This window comes from Pseudonocardia sp. D17, from assembly GCF_036984265.1.
Taxonomy (GTDB): Bacteria; Actinomycetota; Actinomycetes; order Mycobacteriales; family Pseudonocardiaceae; genus Pseudonocardia; species Pseudonocardia benzenivorans.
The window spans coordinates 23,166-39,884 of record NZ_BPRG01000100.1; the positions used below are offsets into that span (position 1 = coordinate 23,166).

At 75.6% G+C, this 16,719-nt stretch carries 11 protein-coding genes and 1 rRNA gene; 6 read left to right on the forward strand and 6 right to left on the reverse strand.

What is annotated here, in order from left to right:
• Positions 1–134: 134 nt before the first annotated feature.
• A complete protein-coding gene (locus PSD17_RS16925; protein WP_339123438.1) occupies positions 135–4,310 on the reverse strand; it encodes a SpoIIE family protein phosphatase in 4,176 nt (1,391 codons plus the stop codon).
• A gap of 158 nt (positions 4,311–4,468) precedes the next feature.
• Here PSD17_RS16925 and PSD17_RS16930 point away from each other — a divergent pair, with 158 nt between their 5' ends.
• Positions 4,469–5,158, forward strand: coding sequence for an acetoacetate decarboxylase family protein (locus PSD17_RS16930; protein WP_013672752.1), 690 nt, complete (start codon positions 4,469–4,471; stop codon positions 5,156–5,158).
• A gap of 3 nt (positions 5,159–5,161) precedes the next feature.
• Here PSD17_RS16930 and PSD17_RS16935 read toward each other — a convergent pair whose 3' ends face one another.
• Positions 5,162–6,007, reverse strand: a complete 846-nt coding sequence (locus tag PSD17_RS16935; protein WP_013672751.1) for an alpha/beta hydrolase — start codon at positions 6,005–6,007, stop codon at positions 5,162–5,164.
• Entirely contained in the window at positions 6,004–9,204 is a 3,201-nt protein-coding gene (locus PSD17_RS16940; RefSeq protein ID WP_339123440.1) for a carboxypeptidase regulatory-like domain-containing protein, read from the reverse strand. Before PSD17_RS16940 ends, PSD17_RS16935 begins: the two co-directional genes overlap by 4 nt.
• A gap of 223 nt (positions 9,205–9,427) precedes the next feature.
• Here PSD17_RS16940 and malQ point away from each other — a divergent pair, with 223 nt between their 5' ends.
• Complete coding sequence (gene malQ / locus PSD17_RS16945; protein WP_339123441.1) at positions 9,428–11,371, forward strand: 4-alpha-glucanotransferase; 1,944 nt, start codon at positions 9,428–9,430, stop codon at positions 11,369–11,371.
• Between the two features lie 76 nt (positions 11,372–11,447).
• Here the strand turns inward: malQ and PSD17_RS16950 are convergent, their stop codons facing one another.
• Together PSD17_RS16950 and PSD17_RS16955 are read right to left on the reverse strand one after the other, a co-directional pair.
• Entirely contained in the window at positions 11,448–12,110 is a 663-nt protein-coding gene (locus PSD17_RS16950) for an RraA family protein (RefSeq protein ID WP_013672748.1), read from the reverse strand.
• 24 nt (positions 12,111–12,134) lie between these two features.
• Positions 12,135–13,607, reverse strand: a complete 1,473-nt coding sequence (locus PSD17_RS16955) for an AMP-binding protein (protein ID WP_339123443.1) — start codon at positions 13,605–13,607, stop codon at positions 12,135–12,137.
• A 66-nt stretch (positions 13,608–13,673) separates the two neighbouring features.
• On the opposite strand from PSD17_RS16955, the gene PSD17_RS16960 reads away from it, so the two are divergent.
• From PSD17_RS16960 to PSD17_RS16975, 4 genes are read left to right on the forward strand one after another with little or no spacing between them, the layout of a single operon-like run.
• Entirely contained in the window at positions 13,674–14,009 is a 336-nt protein-coding gene (locus PSD17_RS16960) for an EthD family reductase (RefSeq protein ID WP_339123445.1), read from the forward strand.
• 1 nt (position 14,010) lies between these two features.
• Positions 14,011–14,808: an SDR family NAD(P)-dependent oxidoreductase gene (locus tag PSD17_RS16965; protein WP_339123447.1), complete on the forward strand. Its 798-nt coding sequence runs from the start codon at positions 14,011–14,013 to the stop codon at positions 14,806–14,808.
• Between the two features lie 17 nt (positions 14,809–14,825).
• Positions 14,826–15,197, forward strand: coding sequence for an RNA-binding S4 domain-containing protein (locus tag PSD17_RS16970; protein WP_013672744.1), 372 nt, complete (start codon positions 14,826–14,828; stop codon positions 15,195–15,197).
• 36 nt (positions 15,198–15,233) lie between these two features.
• Entirely contained in the window at positions 15,234–16,340 is a 1,107-nt protein-coding gene (locus tag PSD17_RS16975; protein WP_339123449.1) for a quinone-dependent dihydroorotate dehydrogenase, read from the forward strand.
• A 115-nt stretch (positions 16,341–16,455) separates the two neighbouring features.
• On the opposite strand, the gene rrf is transcribed toward PSD17_RS16975, so the two are convergent.
• Positions 16,456–16,572: ribosomal RNA gene (gene rrf, locus PSD17_RS16980) — 5S ribosomal RNA — on the reverse strand.
• Between the last annotated feature and the right edge of the window lie 147 nt (positions 16,573–16,719).

Below are 16,719 nucleotides of genomic sequence, written 5' to 3' on the forward strand. Positions count from 1 at the left end.
GGATTCATGCCGGGAGTTCAGCACAGCGACGACGGAGAGTGCCACCTCGTCCCAGCTCGCGGGACCGACGCGCCGCCACGGATGGGAAATGTCCGACATGACCGTCACATTCCGTGACCGGCGCCACGATCCCCCTAGGACGGGGCGACGGTGATCACCTCGTCGAGGCCGGCCAGCCGCAGGATGCGCCGCGCCGCGCTGTCCGCCGGGCTGACGACGGTCACGCCCGCACCGGCGGCCCCGCCGCGTTCGGTGAGCTCGGTCAGCAGCGCGACGCCCGCGCTGCTGACGTAGCAGTCCGCCGCGAGCTCCAGCACGAGCGGGGTTCCGGCCGAGACGCGTTCGAGCAGCTCCGACCGGACCTCCTGGACACCGGCGAGGTCCAGGTCGCCGCTCACCTCGACGTGGACGGGCCCCGCCCCGGACCGGATCCGCGGCACGGGGACCGGGGCCCGCTGCACCCGCGGCGACCAGGCGCGCCGCGCCCCGGCGCCGACCGGGACCTCGACGGGCTCCGGCGGCATCCGGAACGTCACGACGGTCCCTGCCGGGCCCGCCGCGACGTCGACGTCGCGGGCGAGCTCGCGGATGAGCGCCAGCCCCCGGCCGCGGTAGCCGGGATCGGCCGGCGGCGGGCGCCATTTCCCCTCGTCGGCGACCCGGACGGTCACGGTGGCGTCGGACGTCAGGTCGAGGTCGACCCGGACGATCCCGCCCGCGCCCGGTGGGTAGGCGTGCTCGACGGCGTTCGTCGCCGCCTCCCCCAGTGCGAGCTGCAGATCGGTGAGCGCGGCCTCGTCGACCCCGGCCTGGGCGCACCACCGCGCCACGACCCGGCGCAGCCCGGCCAGCTCCTTCGGCTCGGCCGCCAGCTCGAGGCGCAGCGGTGCCGGCAGCAGCCGGGCGAGGACCAGCGCGGTGTCGTCGGGCACGGCGCTGCCCTCGGACATGCGGTCGAGCAGCGCGTCGGCGCTGGGCTCCGGACGCGTGCCGACGAGCCCGCCGAACACCGCGGCCAGCCGGTCCATGCCGTCGTCGATGACCTCGTTGCGCCGTTCGAACAGGCCGTCCGAGCAGAGCAGGATCGTCTCGCCAGGGTCGAGCCGGTCGTCGGCCTCGACGAAGGGCGGACGGCCGAAGACGCCGAGCGGGGTGCCGCGGCCGTCCGCGAGCAGGCGCACGCCGTCGGGGCCGCTGACGAGCGGTGGCGGATGGCCGGCGCACGCGTAGCGGAGGTCGCCGGTGCGGCAGTCGATCGTCGCGCAGACGACGGTGCTCGCCATCGCGCCCTCGACCCGGCGCGCGAACAGGTCCAGCTGCTCGAGCGCGTCGGCGGGCTGCTGGCCGTTGACGAGGTTCGCGGCGAGCGCGCTGCGCAGCTGGCCCATCACCGCGGCCGCCGCCGGCCCCCGGCCCACGACGTCGCCGACGACCAGCGCGAACCGTTGGTCGCCGAGGTCGAGCACGTCGAACCAGTCGCCACCGGCCTCGGTGCCCTCCGTCCCGGGCTGGTAGCGGGTGGCCATCGCGAGCCGCTCGGTCTCGGGCAACCGCTGTGGCAGCAGGCTGCGCTGCAGCGTCACCGCGACCTCGTGCTCGGCCTGGTGCAGCCGGGCCCGCATGACGGCCTGCGCGCACTGCCCGCCCAGCGTCAGCACGAAGCTGCGCCGTTCCGGGGTGAACCGGGGCCGGTCGGCGAAGCGGAAGCCCAGCACGCCGATCGTCCGGCCGCCGACGAGCAGGGGGATCGCCGTGTGCGCGGGCCAGGGCCCCCCGACCGGGTCGACCGACCAGATCGGCTCGCCGGAGCGGACCGACGCGGCCAGCGGGTGCGCGGCGCTCGGCGAGAGGAACTCCGCGGCACCCTCGGGCCAGCCACGCCCGCTCACCGAGCGCAGGACATCGGACTCGTCGGTCAGGCAGACGACGACCGCCTCGGCCTCGAGTGCCGAGAGCCCGTGGTCGACGATCACATCGGCGACCGACTGCAGGTCGGTGGCCCGGGCGAGCGCCGTCGCGACGTCGGAGAGCCGTTCGGCGACGCGTCTGCCTTCCGTCTCGGCCACCAGCAGCGACGAGCGGTCCAGCGCCTGCGCGGCCAGCTCGGCAACTGCCGTCGCGGCCTCGCGGTCGCTCGGCGAGAAGGTGCGCGCCTCCCGGAACGCGACGGCCACCACCCCGACGTTGCGCTGACCGACCGCGAGCGGCAGCAGGCCGACGGCACCGAAGCCACCCGGCCGGCCCTCGACCAGCTGCGGCCACCGTTCCCGCACCTCGGCGGGGGTCGACAGCCAGATCGGGGCACCCGACTCGACGACGCGCGACACCGCGCCCGAGTCCGACAGCGGGACCGACGACCAGGCCCGCTGCGCCGACAACCCCCACCCCGACCGGGTGAGCACCTCCAGCCGGCCGTCGCGCAGCTCCCAGACGCCGACGACGGGGGCGCCCAGCAACGTCTCCATGTGCCGGGCGGCGATGCGCGCGACCTCGGCCGGGGTGGCGGCCGCGGACATCTCGGCGGTCGCCCGGTGTAGCAGCCCCAGCCGTTGCGCCGACGCCCGTTCGAGCTCCAGGAGCCGGGCGTTGTCGATCGCGACGCCCGCCCGGCGGCCGATCTCGGTGAAGACCTCGCGGTCGTCCTCGGTGAACGCGGGCGAGCCCTCCGCGCGGGCGACGCCGAGCAGCCCCAGCATCCCGCCGCGCGCCGTCAGCGGGACCGCGAGCACCGAGTGCATCCCGAGCCGCCGCCACATCGGCTCGGGATCGTCGTCGACGAACAGCTCGCGCGGGTCGAACACCCGGGCTTCGTGAGAGCTGAGCGTCTCGCGGCGCAGCGCGGGCGAGCTGACCAGGTCGAACAACATCGCCTCGGCGTCGCGGTGGGCGGCGGCGACGGCCGTGACGACCAGCGCGTCGTCGCTGCCGCCCTCGTGTGCCCTGGCGTGGTCGGCGAGACCCTCCGCGACGACGTAGCGGGCCAGCGCGGCGAACCGTCCGGACGCGGTGAGCTCGGCGTCGAGCGCATCGCCCAGGACGGCGTAGAGCCGGTGCCGACGCTGCTCCCGGTGCCGCTCGTCGATGTCCAGGCAGCCGCCGACGTAGCCGGTGTCGCGGTCGCCCGCCGAGATCGGGGCACCCCGGTCGAGCACCCAGCGGTAGCCGCCGTCGCGGTGCCGCAACCGGAACTCGACCTCGAACGGCGCGGCCGCCTCCACCGCGGCGGCCGTCACCGCGCGGTGGCGGGCGCGGTCCTCGGGGTGGATGCGTTCGCGCCAGTCGGCGAGCTCGGTGACCGGGTCGGTGACGCCGGTGAAGTCCAGCCAGCCACGGTTGACGAACACCCGGTGGCCGCCGGCGTCGTCGACCCAGATGAGCGCGGGCGTGGCGTCGGCGGTGGCCCGGAACTGGAGCTCGGCGGCCCGCCGGGTGCGGCCGAGGTGCAGGTGGTTGGCGACGCGGGCCAGCAGCTCCCGCGGGGAGAACGGCGTCACCAGGTAGTCGTCGGCGCCCGCGGCGAGACCCGACACGGCCGCTTCCTCGCCCGCCTGCGCCGACAGCAGCACGACGGGCAGACCCGCGGTCCGGGCGTCGGTGCGCAGCGCCCGCAGCAGCCCGATGCCGTCGGTGCCCGGGAGCGCGACGTTGGCGACGACGAGGTCCGGCGGCTCCGACAGGGCCGACTCGAGCGCCTGCTCCGCGTCGGCGACGGCGTGCACGGTCCAGCGCTCGGCGAGCAGCCGCAGCAGGTGGTCACGGGTCGCCGGGTCGCTCTCGGCGACGAGGACCCGTTCGTGGCTGCTGGGGAACGGCTCGGGCGCCGCGGGCAGCCGCACCGAGCGGCCGGACTCGCGGACGACGACGAGGACCCCGCCCACCGTGCCGTCGGTGTCGCGGACGGCGCTGTAGGCGTGGTCGCGCAGCACCTCCTCGTCGAGGCCGCCGCGACGGACCGTCACCGCGTCGTCGCGCCGTTCCCGGGCGACCCCGGTGCGCAGCACCGCCCGCAACGTCGGGCCGTAGCGGCGCCAGGCCCCGTCCGCGACGTCCTCCGCACGCCTGCCGAACACCCCCGGGTGCAGGTCGCCGAGACCGTCGGCCATCGCGTCGTTGTAGAAGACGACCAGCTCCGGGCCCCAGCAGAGGATCATCGGCTGCGGCGACGACCGGATCGTCGCGAGCGCGTGCGTCAGCGCCGCGGGCCAGGCGGACTCCGGCCCCAACGGGGTCGACGACCAGTCGGTCCGCGCGTGCAATGTCGCGACGTCGGGTAGCACGCCACTCGCCGGTGGGCCCGACGGCTCGGCCACCGGCACCTCCCTGGATGAACGACGACTGGAGAACGACGACACACCGGAGACCACAGATTGCCATCTCCCGCCGATCCCGGCACGGCGGCCCGCTCGGGCCGGGCCGGTCACCGCCGCGCGGTTCCGCCCGCGAGGACCCGCCCGGTAGGAACGACGGGATGAGCACCCAGGAGCACATCGTCGAGGGGCGCCGGGTCACGTTCCCGGTCCGCATCCGTGACGCGGCGGCGTCGGCCGCGGTGTACCCCGTGCGTGCCGACCGGGTCCGGCCGCTGGTCACCGGGACGGGTCTCGACGTCGCCGCAGCGGCCGGGCGCACCCTCGCCGTGCTCGCATTCGTGCGCTACCGCGTGAACGACCTGGGGGTGTACGACGAGGTCGGGCTCGCGGTGCCGGTCCGCCGTCGCGGGCGGCTCGGTGCCCACGTGCTGCACCTGCCCGTCACCGCGACGTTCACGATGGCCGCCGGGCGCGCCCTGTGGGGGCTGCCGAAATGGCTCGCGACCGCCGAGCTGTCGGTGGAGCCGAGCCTGACGACGTGCCGCCTCGACGCCGCGAGCGGCCGGGTCCTCGACGCGGCCCTGCGGACGTCGTCACCGCGACTGCCGTTCACCCTCCCCGCCCGCGTGACGACGCTCGCGCCCCGCGGCGACGTCGTCCTGCGCTCGGTCGCGCGCGGCACGGCGCGGGGCGTGCGGCTCGGCCACAGCGCGGGCCTGCGGATCGGCGACGGGCATCCGATGGCCGCCGACCTGCGCGCGCTCGACCTGCCCCGGCGGCCCCTGGTGACCGTCGGGATCGAGCACCTGGCGTTCGAGATGGCGCCCGCGGTCGCGCTCCCCCGCTGACCGCTACCGGTGTGCGGCCAGCCAGTCCCGCAGGTCGGCGAGGGGCCGCTCCCGCTCGGGCTCGTTGTAGATCTCGTGCCAGAGGCCCTCGTACCAGCGGACGGTCACGTCCGGGGAGCCGATGAACGTCTGCAGCCTGCGCGTGCCCTCGGGATCGGTCAGCTGGTCGGCGGTGCCGTGCTGGACGAGCACCGGCAGCCGCAGCGACCGGGACCGTTCCGGCAGTGTCGCGAACCGTCCCACCAACCGCGACGCCAGGCCCAGCGTCGGGTTGCCGTGATGGTTGAGCGGGTCCGCCTCGTAGTCGGCGACGACGGCCGGGTCCTTGCTGATCTTCGTGACGTCGATCCCCGACGGGCGGATCGTCGGCAGCACCTTCGCGACCTGCGTCAGGACCGCGACCAGCGGCTTCGGCGCCGCGTCGCTCGCCAGCGCCGGCGCCGAGAGGACGAGCCCGGCGAGCACGTCCTGGTGCTCCAGCGCATAGGACAGCGCGATCTGACCGCCCATGCTGTGCCCGAGGACGAACACCGGCAGGCCCGGCCGGCGGGCGACGACGACCTTGCGGAACGCGTCGAAGTCCGACAGCCAGTCCGCGTAGTCGTCCAGGTGCGCGCGCCGTCCGTTGGACCTGCCGTGGCCGCGGTGGTCGAGGGCGTGGACGGCCCAGCCGTCGGGCACGAGCGCGTCGACGACGTTGCCGTACCGGCCGCCGTGCTCGCCCAGCCCGTGCGAGACCAGGACGACGCCCGTCGGCTCGGCCGGCTCGGTGCCCTGCCAGAACAGCTCGACCCCGCGGGCGCCCGGCAGCCGACCCTCGACGTGCCGAGCCCCGCCCCGGCCGGTCATCCGCCCTGCCCGTCCACCGCCGCGGTCGACGGCTCGAGGGCGACGTCGTGGGTCACCGTCGTGCCCGGCTCGACCGTGACCGTCGCGGACGACGCCGTGTGCCCCGCGGCGGTGACCGCGACGGTGTAGGCGCCCGGGGCGAGGTCGCCGACGCGGTAGTCGCCCGTCGCCGCGGACTGCGTCGACTCGACGACCTCGCCCTCGTCGACCAGCACGACGTTCGCCCCGCCCAGCGGGCGGCCCGCCGCGTCGCGAACGACGCCCGCGAGCGCCGCCGACGACGCGAGCACGAGCGTCGCCTCCCCACCGTCGCCGGCGCGGACCGTCGTCACCGCGGGCTGGTGGCCCGACGCCGTCGCGATGACGACGTAGTCGCCCGGCCGCGGCGCGACGAGCTCGCCACGACCGTCGTCGCCCGCCGCAGTGGTGGCGAGGTCGTGGCCCTGGTCGTCGAGGAGCCGGACCGTCGCGCCCGCGACGGGAGCACCGTCGCGACCGGCCGTGCGGAACCGCACGGTCGCCGGGGGCACCGGCTCGTCCGGCTCCGGGAGCGGCGGGACCGGGGCCATCGGCACGTGGGGGGTCGGGGGGCCCAGCTCGACGACCGGCGCGGCACCCGGCCGCGGGTTGGGGTCGGCGAACCCGAGCGTGCGCAGCAGGGACAAGTCGACGGCCGCGTGCTCCGCGGCCCGGCTCGCCGGGTCGGCGCGGCCCCCGAACAGGGACCGCACCCCGGCCCCCGCGAGCCCGGCCGCCGCCTCGCCGGAGCCCGGGGTCGGGCCGGGAGCCGCCGAGCCGGGAGTCGCCGAGCCGGGGGCGCCGTTCACGGCCGACGTCGGCGACTCGTTCCCGGCGGGCGCGGCAACGGACGCGCCGAAGGCCGGGGCCGGCTCCCGCGTCGTGGTCGTTGCGCGGCTCTCGTTGCTCTCGGAGTCGTCGACGTCCGCCCAGTCGGCCCACCCGGCCAGGGCGTCGTCGGTGTCCGGCCGGGTCGGGGCGGGGGTGGCAGCGGCGGCGTCCGCGGCCGGGCCGGCAGACATCCGCTCGATCGCCGGGCCCGTGGCGAGGCTGGCGATCGACGCCCCGGTCGCGATGGCCGGCCCGGACGACGGGGAGACCCCGCCCGCCCGGTCGGAGCGGGTGGTGTCCGAGCGGGCTGTGACCGGACGCGCGGTGTCCGGACGGAGGGCGGCCGCGACGGCCGCGGTTCCCGTGGCGGCCGCCACGGCAGTGGTCGTCGCGGAGCCGCTCTCGGTGGTCTCCGCCGAGCTGGACCCGGCCTCGCTGGACTCGGCGGCGCTGGACTCGGCGGCGCTGGAGGCTGTGCGCGCCGGTACCGGTGCGCCGGAACCGGCGCCGCCCAGCCCGGGACCGCCGCTGCCGGAACCGTTCGCGGTCTCGCGACCGGGGGCCCGGTGCGGCTCGGGCGCGCCCGCTGCGGCTGCGGTGTCCGGCCGGCCGAGGCCGGCGGTCGCCGCGAGGCCCTCGACCCGGTCGACGGGCGCACCATCCGCGACGTCGGATACGGCTCCGACCGGACGGGCGCCGGTCACGTCGGCGCGCTCCGCATCGGCGGCGCCGGCGGACTCGGCACCGTCGGCAGCCGCGGCCCCCGGCCCCTCGGTGCTCGACGACGCGTCGACCGGCCCGTCGGTGGACGCCGTGGCCGGGCGGTCGCCGGATGCGGAGGACGGCTCCTGCTCGGATGCCTCCGTCCCGGTCGACCGCCGCCCGATGACCGCGGCAGCGGCCGCGGCCAGCCCGGCCGCGCCGGGAAGCACGATCTTCGCGACGCGGCCGGTCGTGGTCGGCGGCCCGGTCCCGGAGCCGGCAGTGCACTCAGCGGCTCCGGCGTCGGACGGCACGGGCTCCGCAGCGGCGGACGCCGCCGGAAGGTCCGGGTCCGACCGAACCGCAGCAGCACCCGCCGACGGCGGGGCAGCCGTCGCCGAACCGTCCGAGGAACCCGGCCCTGCACCGTGCTCGCCCACGCCGGGCCCGGCGGGCGGCAGCGCGGTCGCCACATCGTGCGCCGCGACGCCGCTGCCGGGGACCCCCGTCGAACCCGTAGCAGCCGGCCCGGCACCACCGGCTGCCGGCGCCGTCCGCGACGTTCCGGTACGACGGGATGCGTCCCCGGCGAGATGCCCCGCAGCACCGGCCGCGGCGATCCCGCCCACGAGCGCGGCAGCCGTCCCCGCTCCGCGCGGCGTCGGGTCGGCGGCTGCGTCGGCGCCCGGGGAGGGGCTCCCCCCGGTGACGGTCGCGCCGTCGGCGGAGCTGCCCGGCTCGCGCCAGGCCGTGGCGGACGATCCCGCCGACGTCGGCGTGTCCCGGCCGGTACCCGAGGGGCTGCGGCCGGTCTCGTCGCCGGGCTCACGCCAGGCGGCCGTCGGAGCGGGCTCGGAGCCCTTGGCCGCCAACGGTTCGGCCGCCCGGACGGTCCGCGCGACGGGGCGCGGCGCGGGCAGCTCGGACGCCGGGCCCGCCGCGCTGTGCGCGCCCGGACGGCTGCGCGTCGCGGCCGGCGCCTCCGACGCGGCGTTCTCGGTGCCGGGGCCGTCGCCGCCCCGGTCGGCCTTCTGCCGGTTCGGCGAGGCTTTCTCCCGGCCCACCGGGGCGAGCCATCGCCAGTCGGGCTGTTCGCGGTCCGGGTCCGGCACGGGCTCGGACACCGCGGGCAGGACGAGGGAGCCGTCGGGGATGCGACCCCACGGCGGGCTCACGTCGCCCGGCTCGACCGTGACCGGCTCGACGGTCTCAGAGGCACGGGCGGCGGCGGGCAGCGGCGTGACCGTCCGCGGCTCGGGCACCTGGGTGCGCGGCCGCGGGCTGGGCGCGGGCGTCGCCGCGGGGGCGGTGCCCCGACCGGCGGTCGCGGCCGTCGCGGTGTCGGCGGTGGTCTCGACGGCGGCCGTGTCCGAGGAGGCGCCCGCGGGTGCCGACGTCGGCGCAGAGGCGGGCGTGGCGTCGACGGCGCCGGCCGCGGCCTCCGGCTCCGGGACCGGGGGCGGCGCCTGCTCGGCGGTCGCGGGCTCGTCCTGGCGGTCCGCCGACTCCGCCTTGAGCCGCACGAGGTCGCCGACGGTGCGCGGCCCGTCGGAGGGGCTCTCGCCCCGCGTGGTGCGCAGCATGAAGAACGCGACCAGCCCGCCGACGACGATCACGCCCAGCAGGATCAAGCCGATCTCGGTCATCGAAAACTCTCTCCCGCCAGATCGGTCGGCACGGCCCACCCGAAGCGGCGACCGTAGCACCGCGTGCGGACCGTTTCCGCTGTGCCGCACCGTTCCGGGGACAGGTCCACGCGGTCGGGCGCGTCCCGACCGAGCCCCCGCACGGCGCGTGTCGACGGACTCGGCGACGATCGTCGCCTGCAGCCGCCGACGACGGGGCTCCGAGCCCTCTGGAGGACCACGCGTGAACCGTCCCGACGACGATCTCGCCGCCCTCGCGGCCGCCCACGGCGTCGCCACCTCCTACCGCGACGGGGAGCGCCGGGAGGTGGTCGTCGACCCGGAGGTCGTGGTGCGGGTACTGGGCCTGCTCGACGTGGACGCGACGACCCCCGCCGCCCGCCGCGCCGCGCTGGAGCGCCGGGGCGCGGTCGCGGCCCTCCCGGGGACGATCGCGATGCGTCCGGACCGCGCACGTGCCGTGCCCGGCCGGGGCACGCTCACCGACGAGTCGGGCGCCGCCCGACCCGTCGACGGCGAGCTCCCGACGGGCCTGCCGCTCGGGTACCACACCCTTGAGCTCGACGGACGTCGGTCGACCGTCGTCGTCGCCCCGCCCGCGCTCCCGGCCCCGCCGCGCACCTGGGGCTGGATGCTCCAGCTCTACGCCCTGCACTCCGCACGCTCCTGGGGCATCGGCGATCTCGGCGACCTGCGCGAGTTCGCCGACTGGACCGGCCGGGCGCACGGCGCCGACGCGGTGCTGCTCAACCCGTTGCACGCCATCACCCCCGTCCCGCCGGTGCAGCCGTCGCCGTACACCCCGTCGAGCAGGCGGTTCGTGACGCCGTTGGCGTTGCGCGTCACCGATGTCGACGCCTATGCCGCCGCCGACGCGGCCACCCGCGCGGAGGTCGACGCGTTGCGCCCGGAGACCGTCGGCGACCGCATCGCCCACGATCGGGTGTGGGCGGCCAAACGATCGGCCCTGGAGCTGCTGTGGCGCTCGACCGGCTCCCCCGGACCCGCGGACGCGGACGACGAGCTGTGGGAGTTCGCGACGTACTGCGCGCTCGCCGAGCGGTGGGGCGGACGCTGGACGCTCTGGCCGGCGGGCCTGCGCGACCCACGCGACCCACAGGTCGCCGCCGCCCGCCGCGAGCTGGCGCCGCGGGTGGCGTTCCACGCCTGGCTGCAGGAGCAGGCGTCGCGCCAGCTGGGCCGGGCCCGCGCCGCCGCCCGGGACGCGGGGATGCGGATCGGCCTCATCGGGGACCTCGCCGTCGGCTGCGATCCCGAGGGGGCCGACGGCTGGGCCCTGCAGGACGTCCTCGCTCTCGACGTGACGGTCGGCGCCCCGCCGGATGCGTTCAACCAACGCGGCCAGGCGTGGGGCCTGCCGCCGTGGCGGCCCGACCGGCTCGACGCCACGGGCTACGCCGCATACCGCAACCTGTTGCGCGCCATACTCACCCATGCCGACGGCCTGCGCATCGACCACGTCGCCGGGCTGTTCCGGCTGTGGTGGGTCCCGCCCGGTGACGGCCCGGACCGCGGTACCTACGTGCACTACGACGCCGACGCGATGCTCGCCGTGCTGACGCTGGAGGCCCACCGGGCGGGCGCGGTCGTCGTCGGCGAGGACCTGGGCACGGTCGAGCCCGAGGTCACCGAGGCCCTGCAGGAGCGCAACATGCTGGGTTCGACGGTCATGTGGTTCGCCCGCGACGAGGACGCGCCGGGGGAGCCGCTCCTGGCCCCGGGACGCTGGCCCGAGCAGGCCGTGGCGACGATCTCGACGCACGACCTGCCGACGGCCGCGGGCTTCCTGCGGGGCGAGCACGTGCGGGTCCGGGCCGACCTGGGCCTGCTCGACGACGTCGCCGCCGAGCAGGCCCGCGCCAGGGCGGACCGGGCGGAGCTCGTCGCGCTGCTCGTCGCGGAGGGTCTGCTCGAGGCCCCCGACGCCGGCGAGGACGAGATCATCGTGGCGATGCACCGGATGTTGGGGCGCAGCCGGTGTCGGCTCGCGCTCGTCTCCCCGTACGACCTCGTCGGCGAGGTCCGCCAGCCGAACCTGCCCGGCACCGTCGACGAGTACCCGAACTGGCGGCTGCCGCTGGGCTCCTCGCTGGAGGACCTGCGTCAGGACCCGCGCATCGCCGCGGTCATGCCGATCCGCGAGTGATCCACAGACTTGTCCACAAGTGGATCCGTCTGTGGACAACTCATGGGGACAACTCATGAACCCACGCGGGACGGACTCACGGCGTGAACCCGAGGGCGCTCGGCTTCCCGTCGGCGAGCGCCGCGAGGTGCGCATCCAGTGTCGTCATACCGGGCAGGTCGCGCCCCTCGGCCATGCCCGCGAGCAGCGCCGCCTCGGCCCGTTCGACCTCTTCGGCACCGGGGATGGCCGCGGCGAACCGCTGGGCCGGACCGACGACGAGCCCGTCGTCGTCACCCACCACGAGATCGCCCGCCTCGACCCGGACCCCGCCGAACGTGACCGGTTCGTCGATGCGCCCGGCGTCGAGCGTCGTCCCGGCCATCGGCGTCGTGCCCCGTGCGTAGACGGGCAGCCCGACGGCCGGGAGCCCGGCCCGGTCGCGGCAGTAGCCGTCGACGACGATCCCCGCCAACCCGCGGCGCCGCGCCTCCGTCGCGAACAGCTCGCCGGAGACGGCCCTGGTCCCGCCGTTCGTGGCGACGACGAGGACCGAACCCGGTGCGGCCGCACGGATCGCGACGAGCAGCGGCAGGTGGTCGTCGTGCGCGACGACGGTGACCGCCGGCCCCGCCAGCCGCACCCCGGGGACGAGCGGACGGATCGCGGGGTCGACGACGGCCAGTGACTTGTCGGCGTCGCACACCGACGAGACCTGCAGGGTCCGGAGCCGGTCGAGGAGGGCGGGGAGATCGGTCATGGGTTCATCGTGGTCGTACGCGGCTCACCGCGCAGCCCCCCCGACGCGTGCGGCGCGCAGCGCGCTCCGACGCATCTTCCCGGCGTCGTCGCGCAACGGTTCGTCGGTCTGCTCGTAGGTCCTGGGCTGCTTGTAGCGGGCGAGCCTGGTGGCGAGGTGCGCGCGCAGGTCGTCCTCGACGTCGGCGAGCGGGCGCGCCAGCTGCACGATCGCGTGCACGGTGTTGCCCAGGTCGTCGTCGGGCAGCCCGATCACCGCACTGCTGGTCACCGCCGGGTGCTCCGACAGCGCCGCCTCCACCTCGGCGGGGTACACGTTGGCACCACCGACGAGGATCATGTCCGACCGCCGGTCGGCGAGGTAGAGGTAGCCGTCGGCGTCGAAGTGGCCCATGTCCCCCAACGACTCCCAGCCTTCCTTCGCGCGGGCCTCCGCACCGAGGTAGCGGTACGTGGGCGCGTCGCCGTCGGGACGCATCCAGATCTCGCCCACCTCGCCGGGCGGCAGCGGCGCGCCGTCGGGGCCCCACACCTGCATCGACCCACGTTGCACCCGGCCCACCGAACCGGGCCGCGAGAGCCACTCGACGCCGTCGATCATCGCCGCGGCCTGCGACTCGGTGCCCGCGTAGAGCTCGACGGTCGTCTCCGGTCCGAACCACTCCAGCCAGGCCCGCTTGACGTGCACCGGGCACGGCGCCCCGACGTGCAGCACGGTGCGGATCGACGTCAGGTCCGCCGCCGCGCGGACCTCGTCGGGCAGCCGCAGCATCCGGCCCATCATGGTCGGCACGACGTAGAGCCACGTGACGCCGTGGCGGGCGATCATGTCGAGGGTGCCTGCGGCGTCGAACCGGCTCATGATCACGACGTGCTGCCCCTGCAGCAGGGCCATGAGCGAGAACATGAAGGGCGCGTTGTGGTACAGCGGCGCCGTGACGAGGAAGACGCCGTCGCGGTCGATCCGCAGCGACGGCGCGCGCGCCAGCACCGCCTCCGCCGTCGCCTCCTGTCCGGCGACGATGATCTTCGGACGTCCGGTGCTCCCGCCCGACGTCGGTGCCTTCCACGACGGCCCGACCACCGGAGGCAGCGGCTCGGCCGACGCCTCCGACACATCGTGGTCGACCGGCAGCCACGGCCGCCCGTCACCGGGGTCGACGCCGACGACCAGCGCCGGGTCGGCCAGCGCGACGATCGCCTCCAGCTCGCCGGCCGGGAGCTTGTGCGACACCGGCTGCGGGACCGCACCGAGCTTCCACGCCGCGACCGACGACTCCAGGTGCCGCGCCCGGTTCGCCACCGCGATCGAGACCATCGAGCCCGCGGTGACGCCTCTCGCCGCGAACGCGCGGGCCAGCCGGTTGGTCCGGTCCTCGAACTCCGCACGGGTCAGGGTCGTGTCGTCGTCGGTGACGGCGGGCGCGTCTGGGGCCTCCTCGGCCAGCCGTCGCAGCGTCTCGCCCAGTGAGGTCCGCACCCCGCCACGATCACCCATGGCCGGGGTCGTGGGCAATCACAGCGTGCCTTGACATCCGGTCGGGTGCGACGTTGTGTCGGGGCCATGTACAAGCTCATCGCCACGTGGTCGGCGCCGTCCGCGGAGCAGCACGACGAGTTCGAGACGCACTACGAGGAGGTGCACGCGCCGGCCGCAGCCGCGGTGCCGCACCTGCGCCGCATCGTCCTCACCCGGACCGCCGACGGGCTCGAGGGCGCGACGCCGGGCTTCCACCGCGTCGCCGAGATGTTCTTCGACTCGCCCGAGGCGCTGGAGGAGAGCAGCACGTCGCCGCAGTGGGCGGCCATGCGCGCCGACGCCGGGGGGATGATCGAGCGGTTCGGCGTGACCCTGACCGTCGCGCTGGGCTGGGAGTCCGAGCTCCCGGTGGGCGGCTGAGATGGACCTGCAACTGACCGGCAAGCGCGCGGTCGTCACCGGTGGGAGCAGCGGGATCGGCCTCGCGGTGGCCGACGGGCTGGCCGCCGAGGGGGTCGACGTCGCCGTCGTCGCCCGGCGCAAGGAGCCCCTCGACGCCGCTGTCGACCAGGTCGCCCGGCACCGCACCCGCGTGCTGGCCGCACCCGCCGACACGGCCGACGACGACTCCGTGCGCGGCATGGCGAAGCAGGTCCTGGACGAGCTCGGCGGTGTGGACATCCTCGTCAACGCCGCGGCCCGGCCCGCAGGCCTGATCCCGCAGCGCGAGCTCGCCGACCTCACCGACGACGACGTCCGCATCGAGCTGGAGACCAAGCTGCTCGGGTACCTCCGCTGTGCCCGCGCGCTGTCGCCGTCGATGATCGAGAGCGGCTGGGGCCGGATCGTCAACGTCTCGGGCCTCAACGCCCGCCAGTCCGTCTCCGTCGTCGGCTCGGTGCGCAACATCGCCGTGGCCGCGATGTCGTCCGCGCTGGCCGACGAGCTGGGGCCCAAGGGGATCAACGTCTCCGTCGTGCACCCCGGCATGACCGTCACCACGGGCACCGAGGAGCTCATCGCCTCCCGCGCCCGGCAGCAGGGGATCGACGAGGCGACGATGCGCGCCCGCGCCGAGGCCGGGACCCGCATCGGCCGGCTCGCGACGGCGGCCGAGGTCGCCGACGTCATCGTGTTCCTGTGCTCGCCGCGGGCCGTCGCCATCGCGGGCGACACGATCGCGGCGGGCGGTGGCGCGCGCGGCGTGACGTACTACTGATCGGGCAGGATCGGGGGATGGAGTCCACCCGCCTCGACCGGTGGCTGTGGTCCGTGCGGCTGACCAAGACCAGGTCCGACGCCGCGGCGGCCTGCCGCGGCGGACACGTGCGTGTCAACGACAAGCCGGCCAAGCCCGCGACGCCGGTCAAGGTGGGCGACCACATCCGCGCCCGGGTCAACGACCGCACCCGCATCGTCGAGGTCACCCAGGTCATCGAGAAGCGGGTCGGGGCCCCGGTCGCGGAGCAGTGTTATGTCGACAACACTCCGATCGCGCCCATTTCCGACGCCGTTCCGGTGGCTCGCCGCGACCGCGGCGCCGGACGTCCCACGAAGCGTGACCGGCGCGTCCTGGACGAGTGGCGCCGCGGCCTCAGCCCACCCTGACCGCGGGCACTCTGCGGTGACCACCAAGATGGGGTTATGTACGACGCGTTGTACCGCCATGTCCTGCGCCGGGTCCCGGCCGAGCCTGCGCACCGCGTCGGCTTCGCCCTGATCCGCGCTGCGGCCGGTCCCGCGCCGTTCGGCCGCCCGTGGGCGGCGCTGCGTGGGCCGGTCGATCCGGTGCTCGCCTCCCGGGTCATGGGCATCGACTTCCCCGCACCCCTGGGCCTCGCCGCGGGATTCGACAAGGACGGGGAGGGCGCCCGCGCCCTGTGCCGTCTCGGGTTCGGTTTCGTCGAGGTCGGGACGGTCACGGCCCGCGCCCAACCCGGCAACCCGACGCCCCGGCTGTTCCGGCTTCCCGACGACCACGCCCTGGTCAACCGCATGGGGTTCAACAACTCCGGCGCCGAGGTCGTCGCCGCGCGACTGCGCGCCCAGCGCGCCGCTCGCGGCGAGCGCGTCGTCATCGGCGTGAACATCGGCAAGAGCAAGGCGGCCGAGCCCGACGAGGCCGTCGCCGATTACACGCGCAGCGCCGAACTGCTCGGCCCGCATGCCGACTACATGGTCGTCAACGTCAGCTCGCCGAACGCGCCGGGCCTGCGCGACCTGCAGCAGGTCTCGGTGCTGCGGCCACTGTTGGCCGCGGTGCGCGAGACCCTCGACCGGGTCTGCGCCACGGTGCACGTGCCGCTGCTCGTGAAGATCACGACGGACCTCGCCTCCGAGGACATCGACGCCGTCGCCGACACCGCCCGCGAGCTGGGTCTCGACGGGGTCGTCGCCACCAACACGACGGTCTCCCGCACCGGCCTGGCCACACCCCCGGCCGTGCTCGAGCAGATCGGCGCCGGCGGCGTGTCGGGCCGCCCCCTGTCCGCGCCGGGGCTCGCCGTCGTGCGCCGGCTGCGCGAGCGCCTCGAGGGCACCTTGACGATCATCTCGGTCGGTGGCATCGAGACCGCCGAGGACGCGTACGCCCGGATCCGCGCAGGCGCCTCGCTCGTGCAGGGCTACACGGGTTTCATCTATCGCGGCCACCGCTGGCCGGTCCGGATTCATCGCGATCTCGCCCGGCTGATTCGTGCCGACGGTTTCACCTCGATCGCCGACGCCGTGGGCGCCGACGCCCGGGCCTGACCGGCCGGAGCTCTCGGGCCCGATCGCCGCCGGGCCGTAAGCAACGCGGAGAACGGCCGGCGCAGAAATAGAAATAGGCCCCAACCATCAAGGCTGGGGCCTATTCCACATTTGATGCCGGCAGTGACCTACTCTCCCACACCCTGGCGAGTGCAGTACCATCGGCGCTGGAGGGCTTAGCTTCCGGGTTCGGGATGGGACCGGGCGTTTCCCCTCCGCCATGACCACCGACAACACTATCCAAACAAAAACCCGACCCCCTCCCCACACAGGGGAGAGACCCGAGACAGAACACCAACCCACCCCACAATCAGAGCAGTTGTGTGCTCAGGGTCACACAGTGGATGCGAACAACACGTTGTGGCAAGCCCTCGGCCTA